At 44.6% G+C, this 21,461-nt stretch carries 19 protein-coding genes and 1 pseudogene; 16 read left to right on the top strand and 4 right to left on the bottom strand.

Annotated features, from left to right (window positions below):
• Nucleotides 1-2 precede the first annotated feature (2 nt).
• Entirely contained in the window at nt 3-1,025 is a 1,023-nt protein-coding gene (locus PCY07_RS08070) for an SPFH domain-containing protein (protein WP_045764088.1), read from the bottom strand.
• 187 nt (nt 1,026-1,212) lie between these two features.
• Between PCY07_RS08070 and ilvD the strand changes: the two genes are divergently transcribed.
• Nucleotides 1,213-2,916, top strand: a complete 1,704-nt coding sequence (gene ilvD / locus PCY07_RS08065) for a dihydroxy-acid dehydratase (RefSeq protein ID WP_301356123.1) — start codon at nt 1,213-1,215, stop codon at nt 2,914-2,916.
• 586 nt (nt 2,917-3,502) lie between these two features.
• Entirely contained in the window at nt 3,503-4,777 is a 1,275-nt protein-coding gene (locus PCY07_RS08060) for a solute carrier family 23 protein (protein ID WP_301356121.1), read from the top strand.
• A 163-nt stretch (nt 4,778-4,940) separates the two neighbouring features.
• On the opposite strand, the gene PCY07_RS08055 is transcribed toward PCY07_RS08060, so the two are convergent.
• Entirely contained in the window at nt 4,941-5,282 is a 342-nt protein-coding gene (locus tag PCY07_RS08055; RefSeq protein ID WP_013904437.1) for a metal-sulfur cluster assembly factor, read from the bottom strand.
• Nucleotides 5,283-5,452: 170 nt separating this feature from the next.
• On the opposite strand from PCY07_RS08055, the gene hisS reads away from it, so the two are divergent.
• From hisS to PCY07_RS08035, 4 genes are all read left to right on the top strand, one after another.
• Nucleotides 5,453-6,736, top strand: a complete 1,284-nt coding sequence (gene hisS / locus PCY07_RS08050) for a histidine--tRNA ligase (protein ID WP_195228101.1) — start codon at nt 5,453-5,455, stop codon at nt 6,734-6,736.
• Between the two features lie 180 nt (nt 6,737-6,916).
• Entirely contained in the window at nt 6,917-8,401 is a 1,485-nt protein-coding gene (thrC, locus tag PCY07_RS08045) for a threonine synthase (RefSeq protein ID WP_014712664.1), read from the top strand.
• 50 nt (nt 8,402-8,451) lie between these two features.
• On the top strand, nt 8,452-9,732 hold the full coding sequence (locus tag PCY07_RS08040) for an MATE family efflux transporter (protein WP_301356118.1): 1,281 nt from the start codon (nt 8,452-8,454) through the stop codon (nt 9,730-9,732).
• Complete coding sequence (locus tag PCY07_RS08035; RefSeq protein WP_195228100.1) at nt 9,729-10,358, top strand: HAD-IA family hydrolase; 630 nt, start codon at nt 9,729-9,731, stop codon at nt 10,356-10,358. The genes PCY07_RS08040 and PCY07_RS08035 overlap by 4 nt, the downstream gene beginning before the upstream one ends.
• Before the next feature lie 241 nt (nt 10,359-10,599).
• Here the strand turns inward: PCY07_RS08035 and PCY07_RS08030 are convergent, their stop codons facing one another.
• Entirely contained in the window at nt 10,600-11,028 is a 429-nt protein-coding gene (locus PCY07_RS08030) for a transposase (RefSeq protein ID WP_301356143.1), read from the bottom strand.
• Nucleotides 11,006-11,767: an IS110 family transposase gene (locus PCY07_RS08025; protein ID WP_301356115.1), complete on the bottom strand. Its 762-nt coding sequence runs from the start codon at nt 11,765-11,767 to the stop codon at nt 11,006-11,008. The genes PCY07_RS08030 and PCY07_RS08025 overlap by 23 nt, the downstream gene beginning before the upstream one ends.
• A gap of 335 nt (nt 11,768-12,102) precedes the next feature.
• Here PCY07_RS08025 and PCY07_RS08020 point away from each other — a divergent pair, with 335 nt between their 5' ends.
• The 10 genes and pseudogenes from PCY07_RS08020 to PCY07_RS07975 all read left to right on the top strand — a co-directional run bounded on the left by PCY07_RS08020 (nt 12,103) and on the right by PCY07_RS07975 (nt 21,254).
• Nucleotides 12,103-12,531, top strand: coding sequence for a MarR family winged helix-turn-helix transcriptional regulator (locus PCY07_RS08020; RefSeq protein ID WP_003009542.1), 429 nt, complete (start codon nt 12,103-12,105; stop codon nt 12,529-12,531).
• Between the two features lie 15 nt (nt 12,532-12,546).
• Nucleotides 12,547-12,909, top strand: a complete 363-nt coding sequence (locus PCY07_RS08015) for a DUF1304 domain-containing protein (protein ID WP_049487568.1) — start codon at nt 12,547-12,549, stop codon at nt 12,907-12,909.
• Nucleotides 12,910-13,408: 499 nt separating this feature from the next.
• The gene (gene trpE, locus PCY07_RS08010; RefSeq protein WP_195227903.1) at nt 13,409-14,767 is read left to right on the top strand and encodes an anthranilate synthase component I; all 1,359 of its coding nucleotides are present in this window, start codon (nt 13,409-13,411) and stop codon (nt 14,765-14,767) included.
• Nucleotides 14,764-15,324 (top strand): annotated as a pseudogene (locus PCY07_RS08005) (aminodeoxychorismate/anthranilate synthase component II); the annotation flags it as partial. The gene trpE and the pseudogene PCY07_RS08005, both read left to right, overlap by 4 nt.
• 9 nt (nt 15,325-15,333) lie before the next feature.
• On the top strand, nt 15,334-16,338 hold the full coding sequence (trpD, locus tag PCY07_RS08000; protein WP_301356142.1) for an anthranilate phosphoribosyltransferase: 1,005 nt from the start codon (nt 15,334-15,336) through the stop codon (nt 16,336-16,338).
• Nucleotides 16,335-17,102, top strand: coding sequence for an indole-3-glycerol phosphate synthase TrpC (gene trpC / locus PCY07_RS07995; RefSeq protein ID WP_156671963.1), 768 nt, complete (start codon nt 16,335-16,337; stop codon nt 17,100-17,102). Before trpD ends, trpC begins: the two co-directional genes overlap by 4 nt.
• Nucleotides 17,089-17,676, top strand: a complete 588-nt coding sequence (locus PCY07_RS07990; protein WP_301356114.1) for a phosphoribosylanthranilate isomerase — start codon at nt 17,089-17,091, stop codon at nt 17,674-17,676. Before trpC ends, PCY07_RS07990 begins: the two co-directional genes overlap by 14 nt.
• Nucleotides 17,666-18,871 carry a tryptophan synthase subunit beta gene (gene trpB / locus PCY07_RS07985; protein WP_156671965.1) on the top strand — a complete coding sequence of 402 codons (1,206 nt, stop codon included), beginning with the start codon at nt 17,666-17,668 and terminating at the stop codon, nt 18,869-18,871. The genes PCY07_RS07990 and trpB overlap by 11 nt, the downstream gene beginning before the upstream one ends.
• Nucleotide 18,872: 1 nt before the next feature.
• A complete protein-coding gene (trpA, locus tag PCY07_RS07980; RefSeq protein WP_156671966.1) occupies nt 18,873-19,649 on the top strand; it encodes a tryptophan synthase subunit alpha in 777 nt (258 codons plus the stop codon).
• A 141-nt stretch (nt 19,650-19,790) separates the two neighbouring features.
• Nucleotides 19,791-21,254, top strand: a complete 1,464-nt coding sequence (locus PCY07_RS07975; protein WP_301356113.1) for an alpha-L-fucosidase — start codon at nt 19,791-19,793, stop codon at nt 21,252-21,254.
• Nucleotides 21,255-21,461: the final 207 nt, after the last annotated feature.

Raw genomic sequence — 21,461 nt, 5'->3', positions numbered from 1 at the left:
TCTTAATAGAGACTTCCCGTATTAACAATTGGTTGTGCATCATGATTGCCACAGAGAACGACAAGAAGGTTCGAAACCATGGCAGCCTTCCGTTCTTCGTCTAGCTCTACAATCTCTCCTTCGCTCAGGCGTTCAAGGGCCATTTCAACCATCCCAACTGCTCCGTCGACAATCATCTTCCGCGCATCGATAATGGCAGAAGCTTGTTGGCGTTGAAGCATGACAGCTGCGATTTCTGGAGCATAGGCCAAGTAGGTAATACGAGCTTCTAGAATTTCGAGTCCAGCATCTTTTACACGTGCTTGAATCTCTTCTCGAATACGACTGGCCACAATTTCACTGGAGCCTCTTAGGCTACCCTCATCTGCCTGGCCGTCTCCTGTCGTATCGACATTAGGAGCTACATCATAAGGATAGATACGGACAATATTACGAAGAGCACTATCACACTGCAATGAGAGATATTCTTTGTAGTTATCCACATTGAAGACTGCTTTAGCCGTATCCACTACACGCCAAGTGACTGCAATACCGATTTCTACAGGATTTCCCAAACAGTCATTAATCTTCTGACGAGAGTTGTTCAAGGTCATCACTTTTAAGGAAATATTCTTTTTACCTGTCTCGATAGAAATATTGTTACCTTCTGCTGTTTTACGGACAGACATGGGTGACTTGGTGGTGACATCACCACTTTGGCCCAAGCGGGTGTTATTGGCAGGATTGACAGCGACACAGAAGGGATTGACAAAGTAAATACCCGCTTCTCGAATGGTTCCAATATAGTTCCCAAACAAGGTCAAAACCAAGGCCTCTTGCGGTTTAATGATTTTGATCCCCGCATAGCACACCAGACTAGCAATAAAGAGAAAAATACAGGTAATAACTGCAATCGCAAGTGGAAAACCTTCTGGTAGACTAGCAATCGCACTAATAAATGCTAAAACTAAGACGAGATCCCCAACTAGCAAGCATATAAGGGCAGCTAAGCCGTTTTTCTTTTGGGTTAAAATTTTTTCTTCCATGGGACGAACCCTTCTTTCTTTATGATATCTAAATGATATCACTTTGCTAACAAAAGTCAAGATATAACTGTAAATTATTTTAGCAAGAAAGCGAGCAAGCTGAATTGTCTGAAAATTCAAGAATTTTCTTCTGTCGTTGGGCCGTAAATTGTGCTATAATAATAAAAATACGATGAGAGGGAATCAGATGACAGAATTAGATACACGCCATCGCAGTAGCGTCTACGACAGCATGGTCAAGTCCCCTAACCGGGCCATGCTTCGGGCAACTGGGATGACAGATGAAAACTTTGAAAAACCAATCGTAGGGGTGATTTCTACTTGGGCTGAAAACACGCCTTGTAACATCCACCTTCATGATTTTGGAAAATTGGCCAAAGAAGGTGTAAAAGATGCGGGAGCTTGGCCGGTTCAATTCGGAACCATTACGGTTGCCGATGGGATTGCTATGGGGACTCCAGGAATGCGCTTCTCCTTGACGTCACGTGATATCATTGCGGATTCTATCGAAGCTGCTATGGGCGGTCACAACGTAGATGCCTTTGTAGCCATCGGGGGCTGTGATAAGAACATGCCTGGTTCGATGATCGCCATTGCCAATATGGATATCCCAGCGATCTTTGCCTACGGAGGAACCATTGCACCGGGTAATCTGAACGGCAAGGATATCGACTTGGTTTCTGTTTTCGAAGGAATTGGGAAGTGGAATCACGGCGATATGACCGCTGAAGAAGTGAAGCAATTAGAGTGTAATGCCTGCCCTGGCCCTGGTGGCTGTGGTGGGATGTATACGGCCAATACCATGGCGACAGCGATCGAGGTCCTTGGTATGAGCTTACCAGGTTCATCTTCTCACCCTGCTGAATCAGCGGATAAGAAGGCCGATATCGAAGAAGCAGGTCGTGCTGTTGTCAAGATGCTGGAAATGGGACTCAAACCATCGGATATCTTGACCCGTGAAGCTTTTGAAGATGCGATTACAGTGACCATGGCGCTAGGTGGTTCCACCAATGCCACTCTTCACTTGCTTGCGATCGCTCACGCAGCTAACGTGGACTTGACGCTTGAAGACTTCAACGATTTCCAAGAGCGCGTGCCTCACTTGGCTGACTTGAAACCATCAGGTCAATACGTTTTCCAAGACCTTTACAATGTCGGTGGGGTGCCAGCCGTCATGAAATACCTTCTTAAGAATGGTTTTCTTCACGGAGATCGCATCACATGTACTGGTAAAACAGTAGCTGAGAATTTGGAAGCCTTTGCTGATTTGACACCAGGTCAAAAAGTTATCATGCCGCTTGAAAATCCTAAACGTGCTGATGGTCCATTGATCATCCTGAAAGGGAACTTGGCTCCAGAAGGGGCGGTTGCCAAAGTATCAGGTGTGAAGGTCCGTAACATCACGGGTCCTGCTAAGGTCTTTGACTCTGAAGAAGCTGCCATTGAAGCCGTTCTTTCAGACGAGATCGTGGATGGCGACGTTGTTGTTGTTCGTTTCGTAGGTCCTAAGGGTGGTCCTGGTATGCCGGAAATGCTGTCCTTGTCATCCATGATTGTTGGGAAAGGACAAGGAGACAAGGTGGCTCTCTTGACAGACGGACGCTTCTCAGGAGGTACTTACGGTCTCGTTGTTGGTCACATTGCGCCTGAAGCTCAGGTTGGTGGCCCAATCGCCTACCTCCATACTGGGGATCTGGTGACAGTTGATCAAGATACCAAAGAAATCACCATGCACGTCTCAGACGAAGAATTGGCGAAACGGAAGGCTGAAACAACCTTGCCACCACTGTATAGCCGTGGGGTTCTGGGTAAATACGCCCACATCGTTTCTTCAGCATCACGTGGTGCTGTAACCGACTTCTGGAATATGGAACAGTCTGGTAAACAATAATTGCAAGGACGACTTTGTCCAAAGAGAGAGTGGGACAGAAATCGGTAATTCGTTAGAATTCGATTTCGTCGTCCCACCTCCGCACAATTGAGTAGGGCTGTAAAAGCTGATGAAATCAGCGTAGTAGAGCCCACTCAACCACTGCGTCTTGCTCGACAATCCAAAAATAATTGAGAGGCTAGGACTTTTGTCCCAGCCTCTTTTTGGGCTCAAAGTCGCTATTTTTAACCCTGTCGCTGAAACGTATGAATATTACTTTTTGGGGGATTTGGGTATATCATCTGTCATTTTTCTTGTAAATCCGTCTATAATTTGCTATAATTGTGACTAATCGAATCAATCCTTTAATACTGTCCAGAGAGGCAGGCAAGGAGCTATGGAAATGAAAGGCCTGGGAAGACCAGCCTATATTTTGTGTATCTCCTTGTTGAGGGGGATTTTTTTGTATATTGAAAAGTGGTTTGATAAAAAAGAAATCGTCGATGATGGAAGCAGGGAGTGCATTCTTACGATTTGGTCATCGAAGGTAGACGTTTTTGTTCAGCCATAGCTTGTCGCATCTTAATTTTAGGAGGTTTTTACGATCGTGAATGACGTTAAATATGATGTGAATGATATGCCAAAACCAGGCTTGCTGGTTGGTTTATCTTTCCAGCATTTGTTTGCCATGTTTGGGGCGACAGTGCTGGTGCCGATTTTGGTTGGGATTGATCCTGCCATTGCTTTGTTCTCATCTGGTTTGGGGACCTTGGCTCACTTGACGGTGACCAAGTATAAGATTCCTGCCTACATGGGGTCTAGTTTTGCTTATATTGCTGCTATGCAGATGTTGATGAAGACAGATGGAATCGCAGCAGTTGCCCAAGGTGCCATGGCGGGTGGTTTGGTCTACCTCTTGGTGGCCTTGATTGTCAAGTTTGCTGGGAATGCCTGGATTGATAAAGTACTTCCACCGATTGTAGTGGGCCCAATTATCATTGTGATCGGCTTGAGCCTTGCCTCAACAGCTGTGAGCGATGCGACCATGATCGATGGAAAATACAGCGGTACGAGCCTGCTTATTTCAATGGTCACTCTTTTTGCTGTTATTCTCTTTAATATGTATGGCAAGAAAATTATCGGAGTGATTCCTATTTTGCTAGGGTTGATCGTAGGTTATCTCTTTTCTCTTATCTTAGGTCTGGTTACCGGCCAAGAGATTGTCCACTTTGCATCCGTTGCTTCAGCCAAATGGTTCCAAATTCCAAGCTTTGATATCCCATTTGTTAATTATGATTTTAAATTGTACCCAAGTGCCATTTTGACCATGGCTCCAATTGCTTTTGTGACGATGACAGAGCACTTTGGTCACGTGATGGTCTTGAATAGTCTGACAGGTCGAGATTTCTTCCAAGATCCTGGTTTGGACCATACTCTTACAGGAGATGGTTTGGCACAAATCATTGCAGGATTTTTCGGAGCTCCTCCGGTTACATCTTATGGTGAAAATATCGGGGTGATGGCCTTGAATAAGATCTATTCAGTATATGTTATCGCAGGTGCAGCAGTGATTGCGGTTGTCATGAGCTTTATTGGTAAAGTATCAGCTCTTTTGAATTCGATTCCGACCGCTGTTTTGGGTGGTATTTCGATCGCCCTCTTTGGAGTAATTGCGGCCAGCGGTTTGAAAATCTTAGTTGAAAACAAGATTAATTTTGATAATAAAAAGAATCTCTTGATTGCAAGTGTGATCCTAGTATCAGGAATCGGTGGTTTGGTTTTCCAAATTGGGGGACTTCAAATCACTGGTGTCGCAACGTCAACAATTCTTGGGATTGTGTTGTATCAAATCCTTCCAGAACCAAAAGTTGATGAGGCTTAGTCCATTCTGGTAGTGAACAAGTTTGAATGGATTCAAACATCATAAAAAACGAGGAACAAACTCTGATGGCAGAGCTGGTGTTCCTCGTTTATTTATTATGTATCGGATTTCCAAAGAGGTCTTCCTTCATTAGTTGACTGCGTTTCTTAAATGGTAATGATTGTTATCGTGGTGGAAGACCAAGGGCGATGCGCCCGTATCGGCTGATTCGTGTAATTTTCCAAGCGGGTGACCAGGTCACTTCGACCTTGACATCTTCGATCCCTTCGATCTCTTTTAGGCGAGCGACGATTTCGATCGGAAGGCTCTCAGCACAGCTACAAGCCGTATCGGTAAAGGTCATAACCACCTTGCAAGTGCCGGCTTCATCTAGATGGATCTCGTAGATCAGTCCCAGATTATAGACATCTAACTCAACATCGGTATCAAATACAAGCTCCAATTTTTCGATTAACGACTTCTCTAGTGCCAGGGCACGGTCATTGATTTTGATATCCTCTCTCATCGCAAGATCCTTTCAGTGTAGTATGGCTTCCATTTTCTCATAATTCGGCTGATAAGGCAAGAAGAGAAAGAGGATTTGAAGGTGTCGAACGAAGGAAATTCGGTCCAGTCTCCATTTCTCTTCGAATTTGTGGTAAAATAGAGGCAAAAGTAAGACAAAGGATGAAGGCTATGAAATTACAAAAACCAAAAGGGACCCAGGATATCCTTCCTGGCGATTCAGCGAAATGGCAATATATAGAAGGCTTTGCACGCAAGGTCTTTGCGCGATACCATTATGATGAAATCCGCACACCGATCTTCGAACATTATGAAGTCATCAGCCGTTCAGTAGGGGATACGACGGATATCGTTACCAAAGAAATGTATGACTTCTATGATAAGGGAGACCGTCATATCACGCTTCGTCCAGAAGGAACAGCTCCTGTTGTCCGCTCGTATGTAGAAAATAAACTCTTTGCGCCTGAGGTACAAAAACCAAGTAAGTTCTATTACATAGGCCCAATGTTCCGTTACGAACGTCCTCAAGCAGGTCGTTTGCGTCAATTCCACCAAATTGGGGTAGAATGCTTTGGATCGAGCAATCCTGCAACGGATGTCGAAACCATTGCCATGGCAGCGCAATTCCTGAAAGAACTAGGGATTGATAATGTGACCTTGCACTTGAACACCTTGGGAAGCCCTGCTAGTCGTCAGGCTTATCGTCAAGCCTTGATTGATTACCTCTTGCCAATGAAGGATCAATTGTCTAAGGACAGCCAACGTCGCTTAGAAGAAAATCCGCTTCGTGTCTTGGATTCAAAAGAAAAAGAAGACAAGGCGGCGGTTGAACAGGCTCCTTCCATCCTAGACTATCTAGATGAAGAAAGCCAAGCGCATTTTGATGCGGTTCGTCGGATGTTGGAAGACTTGGGAGTATCCTATGTCATTGATACCAACATGGTGCGTGGCTTGGATTACTACAACCACACGATTTTTGAGTTCATTACAGAAATTGAAGGCAATGAATTGACAGTCTGTGCAGGTGGTCGCTATGATGGTTTGGTTGAATACTTCGGTGGCCCTGCGACAGCTGGTTTTGGATTTGGTATCGGTGTGGAACGGATCCTTCTCGTTCTTGAAAAGAAAGGCATTGAATTACCGATCGAAACAGGCCTAGATGCCTATATTGCTGTCCTAGGAGATGAGGTCAATGAAGCAGCGCTTAGCTTGGTTCAGGCCCTTCGAATCCAAGGTTTCAAGGCGGAACGTGACTATCTTGGACGCAAGCTCAAGGCACAATTTAAGTCAGCGGATATCTTTGCGGCTAAAGCCTTGATTACCTTAGGAAGTAGTGAAGTTGAGAGCGGTCAAGTTACTGTGAAAAATAACCAAACTCGTCAAGAAGTAACGGTAGCTCTTGAAAGCTTGAAGAAAGACTTCCCATCTGTTTTAGCAGAGTTGGGATTGGCTTGATCAAGTCTTTCAGACACCTGTAAAACAGATTCGCATGGGAGTAGGAGCAAAGTCGTTGCGCCTGCTCTCTTTTATCTAGCTTCTGTTTGCCGACCTTTGCCAAGATTTGGCGAAAAGCCGTTAAATTTTCTGACATTTATGATATAATGAGAAGATAACAAGTAAAGGAATGAATCAGTCATGACATTAGTTTACCAATCAACACGAGATGAAAAAAATACTGTAACAGCTAGTCAAGCTATCCTTCAAGGATTGGCGACAGATGGCGGTTTGTTTACTCCAGTCTCTTATCCTCAAGTAGAGCTGGATTTTGATACCCTCAAAGACGCTTCTTACCAAGAAGTAGCCAAGCTTGTTTTGTCAGCCTTTTTGGATGACTTTACAGCAGAAGAGTTAGACTACTGTATTTCTCATGCTTATGACAGCAAGTTTGATACCCCAGCCATTGCTCCGCTTGTCAAACTCGATGGACAATACAACTTGGAGCTCTTCCACGGTTCCACCATTGCCTTTAAAGATATGGCTTTGTCGATCTTGCCTTACTTTATGACAACAGCAGCTAAAAAGCACGGTTTGGAAAATAAAATTGTCATCTTGACGGCGACTTCTGGAGATACAGGAAAAGCTGCTATGGCAGGTTTTGCCGATGTTCCAGGAACAGAGATCATTGTCTTTTATCCAAAAGATGGTGTCAGCAAGGTGCAAGAATTGCAAATGACGACTCAAACTGGGGACAATACCCATGTCATCGCCATCGATGGAAACTTTGACGATGCCCAAACCAATGTCAAACACATGTTCAATGATGTGGCGCTTCGTGAAAAATTAGCAGCCAACAAGATGCAATTTTCATCAGCTAACTCTATGAACATTGGTCGTTTGGTGCCTCAGGTTGTCTATTACGTATACGCCTATGCTCAATTGGTGAAGACAGGCCAAATCACAGCGGGAGAAAAAGTCAACTTTACCGTCCCAACAGGAAACTTTGGAAATATCTTGGCAGCTTTCTATGCCAAACAAATCGGTCTTCCAGTTGGAAAATTGATCTGTGCATCAAATGAAAACAATGTCTTGACAGACTTCTTCAAAACACATGTCTATGATAAGAAACGTGAGTTCAAGGTGACCACTAGTCCATCGATGGATATTTTGGTCTCTTCAAACTTGGAACGCTTGATTTTCCACTTGGTAGGCAATGATGCCACAAAGACCAAAGAATTGATGGAAAGCCTTGTTGCAACAGGTCAGTACCAGTTGTCCAACTTTGATGCAGATATCTTAGATTTGTTTGCGGCTGCATACGCAGATGAAGCAGAAACTGCTGCAGAGATCAAGCGGGTCTATGAAGCGTCTGATTACATCGAAGACCCTCATACAGCCGTAGCATCAGCCGTTTATCAAAAATACCGGACTCAAACAGGAGATACTGCTAAAACAGTTATTGCCTCTACAGCAAGTCCTTACAAATTCCCAGTTGTTGCAGTAGAAGCGGTGACAGGTGAGACAGGTCTAGGCGATTTCGAAGCCTTGGCTAAATTACACACACTCTCAGGTGTTCCTGTGCCACCGGCTGTAGACGGCCTTGAAACTGCACCGGTTCGCCATCGTACAAGCGTGGCAGCCAAAGACATGCAAGCAGCCGTAGAAGACTACTTGGGACTTTAATTCTCTGTATTAGAAAGATCAAAAGAGCCGTTTGGCTCTTTTATATACTCATGAATTCATACAAAAAAATCTTAAACATCGCCCTTCCTGCCATGGGTGAAAATTTCTTACAAATGCTGATGGGCATGGTGGACTCTTATTTAGTAGCTCACCTGGGCTTGTTTGCTATTTCAGGTGTTTCCGTCGCAGGGAATATCATCACGATCTATCAAGCCATCTTTTTGGCACTGGGTGCGGCAGTTGCCAGTGTCATGTCCAAAAGCTTGGGTGAAAAAAATCAAGAAAATATTGCCTACCATGCGACAGAGTCACTGAAGGTGACCTTACTGTTGAGTGCTCTCTTAGGAGGGGCTTCGCTGTTATTTGGACGCCAGATGATTTCGCTGTTAGGGACTGAAGCTGCAGTAGCCGAAAGCGGGGGGATTTACCTTTCCTTGGTCGGCGGGACCATAGTTCTCTTAGGATTGATGACGACCTTGGGCTCCTTGGTTCGGGTGGCCAACAATCCACGTATTCCTATGTATGTGAGCCTGTTGACCAATCTATTAAACGCTCTGTTCTCCTCTGTGGCTATTTTCCTTTTTGGTTGGGGCATTGTTGGCGCAGCTTTGGGGACGGTGCTGGCCCGTCTGGTGGGCGTCATCCTCTTGTGGCAAAAGGTTCAGCTACCCTTTGCACCCCTTCGTTGGGGATTGGATCGTAAGCTCTTGAACTTAGCACTTCCAGCTGCCGGGGAGCGGCTGATGATGCGGGCCGGAGATGTGGTAATCATTGCGATCGTGGTTGCTTTTGGGACCGAGGCAGTCGCAGGAAATGCTATCGGAGAGACCTTGACCCAGTTTAACTACATGCCTGTATTTGGAGTGGCCACGGCGACGGTTATGCTCGTAGCACGGAGTCTGGGTGAAGGTGATCTTGAGCAGCTTCACCGCCTTCGAAAGCAGTCTTACTGCTTGTCCTTCGTGTTAATGTTACCTATTGCCTTGGGAATCTTTTTTGGGGGCACCCTTCTGACCCATCTCTACACACAAGATACAAAAGCAGTAGAAGCTAGTTTATCGGTTGTCCTCTTTTCTTTGTTGGGAACGCTGTTTACAGCAGGAACGGTCATCTATACAGCTGTTTGGCAAGGCTTGGGAAATGGGAAACTTCCATTTTATGCAACGACGATTGGCATGTGGGTCATTCGAATTGGAGCCGGTTATCTGCTTGGAGTAACCCTTGGCTTTGGCCTTCCAGGGGTCTGGACTGGGACCTTGCTGGATAATGGCTTCCGTTGGCTATTTTTGAGTCAGCTTTATAGACGAAAAGTAGGAGAGAAGAAAAAATGACAAAACGAGCCTTTATTTGGGATTTGGATGGGACCTTGCTGGATTCCTATGATGCTATTTTAGCAGGACTTGAGGAGACCTATGCATCTTATCAGCTTCCGTTTGACCGAGCGAGGATCAAAGACTACATCTTGAAGCATTCGGTTCAAGATCTTTTAGTAGCGGTGGCGGAGGAGTATCATCTGGATGTGACCGACTTGAATCATCGCCGAGCAGAAAGTCTAGCGGAGAAAAATGCCCAGGTCCTTCTGATGGAGGGGGCGCGTGATGTCCTATCCTGGGGACAAGAAGCTGGAATTGAGCAGTTTGTCTATACCCATAAGGGAGAAAATGCCTTTGTCATCCTACGGGACTTGGGTTTGGATTCTTTTTTTACAGAGATTTTGACCAGTCAAAGTGGTTTTGCCCGCAAGCCTGACCCAGAAGCTGCCATGTATCTGATGGAGAAGTACGGGTTGGAGCCAGGAAAGACCTACTATATAGGGGATCGGAGCCTGGATATTGACTTTGCAAGAAATAGCCAGATTCAGAGTATCAATTTCTTGACGTCTGACTATGAAGGTAATCATCAGATGAACACCTTACTAGATATTCCAGGTATTTTAAACGCTGAAAAGAATCTGTAAAGAATTTGTTTTCATTTTGAAATAAAGTCGTAAGCTTTCTTTAAGAAATGTCCGCTATAATAGAAGCATAAACAAAGACCTCCTAACTTTGTTTAGAAAAATCCTAAAACTTTTCTTTTTCATAATAATCTCCCTAAGAGTCGCCAAATCAGGCGGCTTTTTATTTGAAAAAAAGCAGTAAAAAAGCGCAAAAAATCACTTCCTATGCTATACTGTAATTGAAAATTTTTTATTTTAAGCGTTAGAACTGTTTCCCCAGTCCTAGCGCCTTTTCTTTTTGATAAGTCTGTTTGGTGGAGAGTAGTTTGTAAATGATTCTAAGAATCTTATGAGCACAAGCAACGACGGCTTTCATCTTGCTTCCTCTTTGGGAAATTCGATTGTAAAAAGAAGAAAAAGCTGGATCCTTAGAATGTGCTGCAATTAATCCCGACGTGGTCAAAGCCTGTTTGATATATCGATTTCCTTGCGTGATATGTGAGGATTTTTTAATGCCAGCACTTTCATAAGACCCTGGGCAGAGTCCAGCCCATGATGCTAAATGTGCATCGGATGGAAAGGCTGTAATAGTTGGTCCAATCTCAGCTAGAATAGTGGCAGCACAGGTCTCACTCACACCAGGGATTGTTTGAAGTAATCTATTTTCTTCAGGGGAACTCCTTTTCGATATAAGCTATCATTTCACTCGTTAATTTATTCATGAGTTTTTGATACAATTGATATTCTTCTAGGCTTTGGGCCAAGAGAAATCGATCTTCCAGTGACAACTTCCCATTCATGGCCTCCATTAATTCTTCTGGACTTGCTTTGACATGCTTGTGAATACAAGCTATCACATTGTCGTAATCAATGAGTTCCCCATTGATAAAGAGCGTTAAAAGAGACTGTCCTGTCTTAGAGAAGATATCAGAAAGATAGCTGGTTAGTTTGATATTAGCACGTTGTAAGAGGTTATGAATCTCATTCTTTATTTGGGTTTGACGTTGTTTATAAGAACGTAGCCTACGAGTGAGTAAACGTAACTGCATCACTTCAGGGTTAGGAATGTAAGATGGCTCAATAAGTCCACACCGTCCGAGTTGTGCAATCCATTCTGCATCTTTCATGTCTGTTTTTCGACCAGGTACATTCTTGATATGTTGAGGGTTAGCTAATATCAAATTGAGTTCTGAGTCTGAAAATATATTAAAGAGAGGGAGCCAATATTGCCCAGTGCTTTCAAAAAAGACATGTGTGACATGATTTTCTAATATCCAAGCTAAGGCATTTTGAAGAGATACAGTAGTTGTCCCAAATTTTTTCTGAATTTTCTTTGGCTTATTGGTATCTAGTGGACCATCTAGAATACAACAAACGATAGACTTTTGATGGACATCAATTCCACAACAAGTTTCAATCATGACTTCCATTATAAAAACCTCCTGTTAACTATTTGAACAATAGAACAAGAGGCTATTAGTAATTTTATTTTCATGCTCAAGGCATATTCGAGTTATCTCATGACTCTTGTTCAACCAGTTTTTTGTACAGACTAGGAAAAGCCCTATTAAAGACCACGGATTTGTATTGTTCACCTTCATTATAAGCCGAACCTTCTTTTCTGTCATGAGTTAGCAGGCTCTGCCTGCTTAGAGTTTTTTGTGTAAAAAAACAGTGCAAGCTCTTTTCCTTGCAAGAGGATATGAAATATTTTATAATTGATTAGTCAATTATTGATTTATCAAAAATAATACGGAGAAGGAATATGGCAGAAATAAATGATTTGCTCTACCAACTACGTTTGGCAGATCAATCAACTACGCAACTTTTTGAAAAGCGCCTAGGGATTAGCTTAACACGTTATCAAATTTTGCAGGATTTATTAGAACAAGCGCCTTGCAATCAGATCGCGGTTCAGGAACGCTTGCAGATTGATCCAGCGGCTTTAACCCGGCATTTCAAAATATTGGAAAAGGAAGGATTTGTCCATCGGAGTCGAAATCCAAAAAACCAGCGGGAAATCTTAATTCATTTGACGGATACGGCCTATAATCGTTTGGTCAAACATCCCCCTCGCCATCATGTGGCGGTGAAAGAACAGATGAGTCGGATTTTGACTGCTCAAGAACAAGAGCAATTTTCTTACCTGCTGGACAAATTAGTATCTGGCATTGAACAAATAACAGTTGAATAAAAAGGAGAATCTACAATGTCATTACTGACGATAATTTTAGCAAGTCTTGCTGCACTGGAGCATTTATATATTTTTTATTTGGAGAGCATCAGAACCACATCTGATACCACAAGTCGGGTTTTCAACATGAATAAAGAAGAACTCGTCCGCCCATCTGTGACCTCTTTATTTAAGAATCAAGGAATATACAATGCCTTGATTGGTGTCTTCCTCTTGTATGGATTGTTTGTCTCTAAAAATAGTGAAGTTGTTACAATTTTTGTGCTTTTTATTATTGGAGCTGCGACCTACGGTGCGATGACAGCCAATAAAAAGATTATCTTGACCCAAGGTGGTCCTGCAATTTTAGCTTTATTGAGTATCCTATTGTTGGGATAAAAAGGACGTGCCGCTAGGAATCTTTGAGCTGATTTTATTAAATAAGTGTAGAAAAAAGTATAAAAAAAGACTAAAAATTTTATTGACTTTCGAAGAAAAAGGGTTATAATGGTAGCAACAGAAAAGTAATGAGTCGGCTATTTTCAGGGAGCTTGTGGGAATTGTGAACAAGCAATAGCGACTGATGAAAATTGGACTGTTATGATCAATGAATTCTAACCCATGTGAATTCGGTTGGCACCCCTTACCGTGCAACTCCTTGATAGAGGAGATAGAGATGTAGGGAAAGACCAGCTATTTTTCCCTATAAAAGAGGTGGCACCGCGGACACTACGCCCTCACACAGTTTTTGTGTGAGGGCTTTTCTATGTGCCTTAGCAAGCGAAGCGCGCTTAGGCACATTGATCCCAAAGCGCAAACAGAGCGATGGGATATCTTTGATAGCCTTAGCCAGTTGAATTCATTAGAATAAAAGAGTTCTAGAAGAGAGGTTTCTGATATGAAAAAAGTTTTATCTGCTGATGTGTTGAGTCCAATTTTGGCTTATATGCGTTTGGATGCGCCCCATAAAATGATCTTGGAGTCGATCCCTCGTGAAAAAGAGAATGCGCGTTTTTCAATTGTAGCCTATCGGCCAGTCAGTGAAGTCAAGTTTGAAAATGGCGTCCTCTATTACAATGATCAAATTGTCGAAGAGGATCCTTTGGACTTTTTGAATCGCATCACGGTCAAAAGGAAAACTTCAGAGGAACTCCCTTTTAACGGTGGGGCGATTGGATTTGTTGGCTATGACTTGATTGGCCTCTATGAGAACATTGGTTCTATTCCGGAAGATACGATCGGCACACCAGATCTTCACTTTTTCTTATATGAAAGCTATGTGATTTTTGATCACAAAAAGGAAAAGGTCTATGTGGTGGAAGAGAACCTCTATAGTGGACGGAGTGAAGCAGAGCAAGCGTCGAGCTTGGAGCAAGTGTTAGCACAATTGGCAAGACCTGCAAAAGAAGAGTTTCAGGACAAGGACCTGCATGCGCTTCATTTCCACAATCATTTGGAGCAAAAAGAGTTTGAGGAAATGGTGGCCCTAGCGCGGGACTATATTCGAAAAGGAGATATGTTCCAATGCGTGCTCAGTCAACGTTTTTCAGCTGATTTTTCAGGTAAACCATTGGATTATTACCGCAATTTGCGCGTGACCAACCCTTCGAATTATCTCTACTTTTATGATTTTGGGGAGTACCAAATTATCGGTGCCAGTCCAGAAAGTCTGGTGTCAGTCAAGGATCGAGTGGTGACGACCGATCCCATTGCTGGCACACGTCCCAGAGGGATCGATGAAGAGGCTGATCGGCAATTGGCAGCTGATTTGGCAGGGGATCCAAAAGAAGTCGCAGAACACCGGATGTTGGTGGATCTAGGGCGAAACGATATTGGTCGTATCGCTCAAAATGGGTCAGTTGAAGTGACCAAATATATGGAAGTGGAATTCTTTCGTTATGTGATGCACCTGACGAGTGTGGTCAAGGGGCAATTACTTCCTGGACTAGCCTCCATTGAGGCTCTGAAGGCGACTCTTCCAGCTGGGACCGTTTCGGGTGCTCCCAAGATTCGAGCCATGAAGCGGATCTATGAAGCAGAAAAAGAGAAACGCGGGGTCTATGCAGGTGCTATTGGCTATCTCTCTGTGACGGGGGATCTCGATTTTGCTATTGCGATTCGAACCATGATCCTCAAAAATAAGAAGGCTTATGTGCAGGCCGGAGCAGGAATCGTTTATGATTCAATTGCTGAAAATGAATACCAAGAAACCGTCAATAAGGCAAAATCGATGACTAGGATTGGAGAAGAAGGATGATTTTATTAGTAGATAATTACGATTCATTTACCTACAATTTAGCACAGTATATCGGCAAATTTGATGAGGTCCAGGTGCTTCGAAATGATGATCCGGATTTGTACCAAGTTGCCCAAGAAGCAAATGCCTTGGTCTTTTCTCCAGGTCCAGGTTGGCCAAAGGATGCGGGCAAGATGGAGGAGATGATCCGAGATTTTGCAGGGGTCAAACCAATCTTGGGGATTTGCTTGGGGCATCAAGCGATTGCGGAAGTTTTTGGAGGGCGCTTGGGATTGGCTCCACAGGTCATGCATGGCAAACAAAGCCAGATCCAGCTAGAAGCTCCCTCTCCGCTATACGCGGGTGTTGCAAAAGAAGTCCCAGTCATGCGCTACCATTCGCTGACGATTGAAGACATGCCAGAGGATTTTGTCATTACCTCTCGGACGACGGATGATCAAGCGATTATGGGAATTCAACACCGTAGCTTACCAATTTATGGTTTTCAATACCATCCAGAAAGTATCGGGACGCCAGATGGGCTCAAGACCATCGAAAATTTCGTCAAACTAGTCAAGGAGCGGAAGATGAAACAAGTGCTTGCAAAAATAGCGGAAGGAATGGATCTAACCAGTGCAGAGTTAGAAGCTGCTATGGAGGAAGTTGTTGCTGGTCGTGCTTCAGAAGCACAGGTGACGGCCCTTCTTCTAGGTCTCAAAATGAAGGGCGAAACGGTTGAAGAGCGGACGGCTATTGCAAAAGTGATGCAGGCCTATGCAGTCGCTATTCCTACAGAAGTTCAAGGAGCAATGGACAATTGTGGAACGGGGGGCGATCGTTCTTATAGTTTCAATATTTCAACAACAGCTGCCTTCGTCCTTGCTGGTGGTGGCATCAAGATGGCGAAACACGGAAATCGTTCGATCTCTTCTAAATCTGGTTCTGCGGATGTGCTAGAAGCTCTAGGGATTAACCTTGATTTGGGTCCAAAAGACTTGGGACGAGTGTTTGAAAAGGCGGGAATTGTCTTCCTATTTGCCAAAAATCTACATCCTGGCATGCGCTATATTATGCCCGCTCGCTTGGCATTAGGGGTTCCAACGGTGATGAACTTAACCGGTCCTCTTATCAATCCGATTCCTCTAGAAACCCAGCTATTGGGAACCAGTCGTCCGGATATGCTGGAAAGTACGGCGGAGATTCTAAAGAATTTGGGTCGGAAACGCGCAGTGGTGGTGAGTGGTCCACAAGGTTTGGACGAGGCAGGCCTTGATGGGGAAACCCAGCTCGCTATTCTGGAAAATGGGCAGGTTACCTTATCCAGTTTTCAACCAGAAGATATCGGAATGGAGCGCATCGAAATTGATCAAGTACGTGGTGGAGACGCCAAACGCAATGCGGAAATTTTGCTCAGCGTCTTGGAGAATGAAGCAAGTCCCTTCTTAGAGGTGACGGTCTTGAATGCTGGCCTTGGTTTTTATGCCAACGGCAAGGTAGATTCTATCAAAGAGGGGATTGCCTTGGCACGTGAAGTGATTGCCAGTGGGGCCGCCCTTGAGAAATTGAGATTATTACAGGAGTATCAAAAATGAGTCAAGAATTCTTGCCAAAGATTCTAAAGGAAAAGGCGCGTGAAGTGGCTGTGCTGAAAGAAGAGGAACTCCAACCTTTGCGCGAGACCTACCGCCTGTATGATTACCTAAAGAGTCATCCAGAAAAGCTTCAGGTTATTGCGGAAGTGAAAAAGGCTAGTCCGAGTCTGGGAGATATTCATGTTGATGTGGATATCGTCGCGCAGGCTAAGACTTACGAAGAAAATGGGGCCGTGATGATTTCTGTCTTGACCGATGAAGTGTTTTTCAAGGGTAGTATCGAGTATCTCCGGGAAATATCTAGTCAAGTACGTATCCCCACCCTCAACAAAGATTTTATTGTGGATGAAAAACAAGTGATTCGGGCGCGAAACGCAGGGGCGACCGTGATCTTGTTGATAGTTGCAGCCTTGCCAGAGGCTCGTCTGAAAGAACTCTATGAGTTTGCGACCCATCTTGGCCTGGAGGTCTTGGTGGAGACTCATAATCTGACAGAACTAGAGGTCGCTCACCGGATTGGGGCTCAGATCATCGGGGTGAATAATCGCAACTTGGTGACCTTTGAGACAGATCTTCATACTAGCCTTGAATTGGCGACCAGTTTTGAACAAAAACCGGTTTACATCTCTGAGTCTGCTATTTTCACAGCAGCAGATGCGCGTATGCTGGCTCCTTATTTTAATGGCATTCTCGTTGGGACAGCCCTCATGAAGGCAGACAATGTGGCTGAAAAAGTAAAGGAGTTGCAGATTGACAAAGGTTAAAATTTGCGGATTGTCCACTCCGGAAGCCGTCCAGACAGCTGTTGAAGCCGGTGCGGACTACATTGGTTTTGTCTTTGCACCGAGCAAACGGCAAGTCACGTTGGAGCAAGCTCGGCAGTTGGCTACAGGCATTCCAAAGGGGGTTCAAAAAGTCGGTGTTTTTGTATCACCACAAAGAGAAGAAGTGGAGCAAGCTTGTCAAGTTGTGGGCTTGGACCTGATACAAGTGCATGGGCCGATAGATGAAACCATCTTGCAAGACCTTCCCCAACAAACGATTCGCGCTGTTCAAGTGGGGAAAGACGCGGCTCTTCCTGAGACTGGTGCTGATTATCTGCTCTTTGATGCTCCTGTAGCAGGAAGTGGGCAGACCTTTAACTGGCAAGAACTCGAAACCCAAAATTTCACAAAGCCCTTCTTTATTGCAGGGGGCTTGACAGTAGATAATGTAGCAGATGCTATTCGCTTCTTTCATCCTTATGCGGTGGATGTATCCAGTGGGGTCGAGACAAATGGAATAAAAGATCAAGAAAAGATAAAACGATTTATAGAAAGGGTCAAGCATGGCATATAAACAACCAGATAAAAACGGATTTTACGGGCGGTTCGGGGGACGATTTGTCCCTGAAACCTTGATGACAGCAGTTTTAGAATTAGAAGAAGCCTATAGAGAAAGTCAAGCAGATCCTTCTTTTCAAGCAGAATTGGATCAGCTTCTGAAGCAATATGTCGGTCGGGAAACACCGCTCTATTACGCTAAAAATCTTACCAAGTATGTCGGTGGAGCCAAGATCTTTCTTAAAAGAGAAGACCTCAACCACACAGGGGCTCATAAAATTAATAATGCCCTAGGACAGGTTTTGTTGGCACACCGGATGGGCAAAAAGAAGATCATCGCAGAAACAGGGGCCGGACAGCACGGTGTTGCAACAGCAACAGCTGCTGCTTTATTTGATATGGAATGTACCATCTACATGGGGGAAGAAGATGTCAAACGCCAAGCCCTCAATGTCTTTCGGATGGAATTGTTGGGCGCCAAGGTTCAATCAGTAACAGATGGGTCACGGGTTCTCAAGGATGCGGTCAATGCTGCCCTTAGAGCCTGGGTAGCAAATGTGGAGGATACCCACTATATCATGGGGTCTGCTCTAGGGCCTCATCCATTCCCAGAGATTGTCCGTGATTTTCAAAGTGTCATCGGTCGAGAAGCCAAACGCCAATTTGCAGAGCAAAATGATGGTGCGCTACCAGATGCAGTCTTAGCCTGTGTAGGAGGCGGATCGAATGCCATTGGCCTCTTCTATCCTTTTGTTGAGGATACCTCTGTTGCCATGTATGGGGCAGAAGCTGCTGGGCTTGGAGTGGATACAGACCAGCACGCAGCAACCTTGACCAAGGGGCGTCCGGGAGTCCTTCACGGCGCCTTGATGGATGTTTTACAGGATGCCCATGGACAGATTTTAGAAGCCTTCTCGATTTCAGCAGGTCTCGATTACCCAGGGATTGGGCCAGAGCATTCTTATTTCCATGACATCAAGCGGGCAACCTATGTGCCAGTGACAGACAAAGAAGCCCTAGAAGCCTTTCAATTGCTTTCAAAAGTAGAAGGAATCATTCCAGCCCTGGAATCTAGCCACGCTATCGCCTATGCGGTGAAGTTGGCCAAGGAGATGGGGCCTGAAAAATCTATGATCGTTTGCTTATCAGGTCGTGGGGATAAAGATGTGGTACAAGTCAAAGACTGCCTAGAAAAAGAGAGAGGAGAGTAAGATGGGAAAGACCTTAACAGAGCATTTACAAAAGCTGAAAGACCAGCAGCAAGGGATCTTTGTTCCTTATATTATGGCAGGAGATCATGAAAAAGGCTTAGCAGGTTTGCAGGAAACCATCCAATTTTTGGAGGAACTTGGTGTCTCAGCTATTGAGGTTGGCATTCCTTTTTCGGATCCAGTGGCAGATGGTCCTGTGATTGAAGAGGCGGGACTACGAAGTTTAGCCCATGGGACGACGACAGAGGAACTGGTGCAAACGATCCAGTACTTAGAGACAAGTGTTCCTTTGGTCATCATGACCTATTTCAACCCCTTGTTCCAATATGGTCTAGAAAACTTTTTTAGAGATGTAGAAGGAACAGCAGTCAAAGGAGTGATTATTCCGGACCTCCCCCATGAGCATGCGAATTTGGTAGAGCCTCTATTAGCGGATAAAGACATCGCTTTGGTGCCACTAGTGAGCCTAACCACAGGAATCGAGCGCCAAAAGAAATTGATTCAAGATGCAGAAGGATTTATCTATGCCGTTGCTGTCAATGGAGTGACGGGGAAAGCTGGTAGCTATCGAGATGATTTGGATCACCACTTGGCCCAATTACACGAAATAGCATCCATTCCTGTTTTAACAGGTTTTGGAGTTTCCAGCATGGAGGATGTTCACCGTTTCAACAAGGTCTCAGATGGGGTTATTGTGGGGTCTAAAATCGTTAAGGCTCTCCACCAAGGGGAGACAGACGCCATCGCTCGTTTTATTTCTCAAGCAGTGAAGGGCTAGAAGGTTCATTCCATTCATCATCAGCTTGATTCTCCTAGATCAAGCTCTTTGTCTACTATTTTAAACATTCCCCTCGTTGGTCTTTACAAACGAGGCTTTCTCGTTACAATAGAGGTAGTAACAAGAAAAGAGGAGAAGAGAATGATAAGCCTTGAAGAGATTGATCAAGTTGTCCAGTCAGGTCCTTTTGAACCAAGCTGGGACTCTCTTAGCCATCAAGTCTGTCCAGATTGGTATCGAGATGCCAAATTTGGAATATTTATCCACTGGGGCGTCTACAGTGTACCTGCCTTTGGTTCGGAATGGTATTCGCGAAATATGTATATCCAAGGGAATCCTTGCTATGACTATCATCGAGAGCATTTTGGAGACCAGGCCAGCTTTGGCTATAAGGATCTCATTCCTCTTTTTACAGCCGATCGCTTTGATCCGGCATCTTGGCTGGATCTCTTTCAAAAAGCGGGAGCCCAGTATCTTTTTCCAGTTGCGGAGCACCACGATGGTTTTCAGATGTATGCCTCTACTCTCTCGCCTTATAATAGCTTAGAAATGGGGCCGAGACGAGATGTCTTAGGAGAGCTGAGGGAGGAAGCAGAAAAACGTGGCCTGCACTTCTGTACGTCCTCTCACCGGGCAGAACACCAGTTTTTCTTTTCACATGGCAAGGAATTCACTAGTGACATTCCGCAAGAAGTCCCAAGAGACAGCCTTTATTGGCCAGTGGAGCCAGAGCCCAAGGATCATTTTGATCTGACTTCCAAGCCTTATCCAAGCAAAGAATTCTTGGAAGATTGGCTTTTGCGAACCTGTGAACTGGTGCGGGACTACCAGCCAGAGCTCCTTTATTTTGACTGGTGGATCCAGCATGAGAGTTTCCGTCCCTACTTGATGCGCTTTTTGGCTTATTATTACAATCTAGCAGCACAAGAGGATCGCAAGGTGGCTGTTTGTTACAAACAGGACGCCCTCCCTTTCGGTTCAGGAATCGTTGAAATGGAGCGGGGAGGATACGGAGAGACGCAAGTCTTTCCGTGGCAAATGGATACCGCGATCGCCCGTAATTCTTGGTGCTATACCCAGGATCTAGCCTACAAGACCAGTAAGGAAGTGCTACAAAATTTAGTTGATGTTGTGGCAAAAAATGGCAATCTTCTGCTCAATATTGGACCCAAGGCAGATGGCACGATCCCTGAGCAAGACCAAGACATCCTCACAGAGATCGGGGACTGGCTGGTGGTAAATGGAGAAGCCATTTATCAGAGTCGGCCTTGGCGGGTGTCATCGGACGGACCGACCGAGGCCCAGGAAGGTTCCTTCTCAGATGGGCAAGCGCCACTCTATACTAGCCAAGATTTCCGCTATACCATGCGTGATGGCTTTCTTTATGCTATCCAGCTGGAACCAAGTGGAAGGACGGAAGGGTTGACCTTGCCGTCTCTCGCCTATGATCTCAAGCAACCGAGAATTCTTCATGCGCGCATTCAAAAGCTAGAGCTCCTTGGAGAAAGCCAGCCCCTTTCTTGGAGCCAAGATGAGACAGGGCTCCATCTTCAGTTACCAGCTTGTAGCAAAAAACAACCGCGTGTTTTGCGCCTCAGCTTTTAGTTTTCTTGAAGCTTTCTATAAGGAATTGTTTAGGTTTCTCTTGTATACTGTACTCATTCAATAAGAAATGAGGTACAGAAAATGAAAATCTCAGTTAATTATCCAAAACGCTTTAAGAAATTGCCACAACAAGGTTCTTGTTACGGCGAATAAACACTTCTCTTCATTTTTCATAAGAAACTCCTAAAGAAGGCTCTACCCGGAAGG

Source organism: Streptococcus sp. SP1 (assembly GCF_030440005.1).
Classification (GTDB): Bacteria; Bacillota; Bacilli; order Lactobacillales; family Streptococcaceae; genus Streptococcus; species Streptococcus parasanguinis.
Note: the sequence above shows the minus strand (reverse complement) of the source record. Positions and strands in the feature narration are given on the sequence as shown.

Bases quoted from the DNA above. Each gene is read 5' to 3' on its own strand.
- PCY07_RS08055 (WP_013904437.1), bottom strand. From the start codon at position 5,282: ATGAGAGAGGATATCAAAATCAATGACCGTGCCCTGGCACTAGAGAAG.
- trpB (WP_156671965.1), top strand. From the start codon at position 17,666: ATGGCATATAAACAACCAGATAAAAACGGATTTTACGGGCGGTTCGGG.
- PCY07_RS07975 (WP_301356113.1), top strand. From the start codon at position 19,791: ATGATAAGCCTTGAAGAGATTGATCAAGTTGTCCAGTCAGGTCCTTTT.
- trpE (WP_195227903.1), top strand. From the start codon at position 13,409: ATGAAAAAAGTTTTATCTGCTGATGTGTTGAGTCCAATTTTGGCTTAT.
- PCY07_RS08025 (WP_301356115.1), bottom strand. From the start codon at position 11,767: ATGGAAGTCATGATTGAAACTTGTTGTGGAATTGATGTCCATCAAAAG.
- trpC (WP_156671963.1), top strand. From the start codon at position 16,335: ATGAGTCAAGAATTCTTGCCAAAGATTCTAAAGGAAAAGGCGCGTGAA.
- PCY07_RS08015 (WP_049487568.1), top strand. From the start codon at position 12,547: ATGTCATTACTGACGATAATTTTAGCAAGTCTTGCTGCACTGGAGCAT.
- PCY07_RS08070 (WP_045764088.1), bottom strand. From the start codon at position 1,025: ATGGAAGAAAAAATTTTAACCCAAAAGAAAAACGGCTTAGCTGCCCTT.
- hisS (WP_195228101.1), top strand. From the start codon at position 5,453: ATGAAATTACAAAAACCAAAAGGGACCCAGGATATCCTTCCTGGCGAT.
- ilvD (WP_301356123.1), top strand. From the start codon at position 1,213: ATGACAGAATTAGATACACGCCATCGCAGTAGCGTCTACGACAGCATG.
- PCY07_RS08040 (WP_301356118.1), top strand. From the start codon at position 8,452: ATGAATTCATACAAAAAAATCTTAAACATCGCCCTTCCTGCCATGGGT.
- PCY07_RS08020 (WP_003009542.1), top strand. From the start codon at position 12,103: ATGGCAGAAATAAATGATTTGCTCTACCAACTACGTTTGGCAGATCAA.
- thrC (WP_014712664.1), top strand. From the start codon at position 6,917: ATGACATTAGTTTACCAATCAACACGAGATGAAAAAAATACTGTAACA.
- trpD (WP_301356142.1), top strand. From the start codon at position 15,334: ATGAAACAAGTGCTTGCAAAAATAGCGGAAGGAATGGATCTAACCAGT.
- PCY07_RS08035 (WP_195228100.1), top strand. From the start codon at position 9,729: ATGACAAAACGAGCCTTTATTTGGGATTTGGATGGGACCTTGCTGGAT.
- trpA (WP_156671966.1), top strand. From the start codon at position 18,873: ATGGGAAAGACCTTAACAGAGCATTTACAAAAGCTGAAAGACCAGCAG.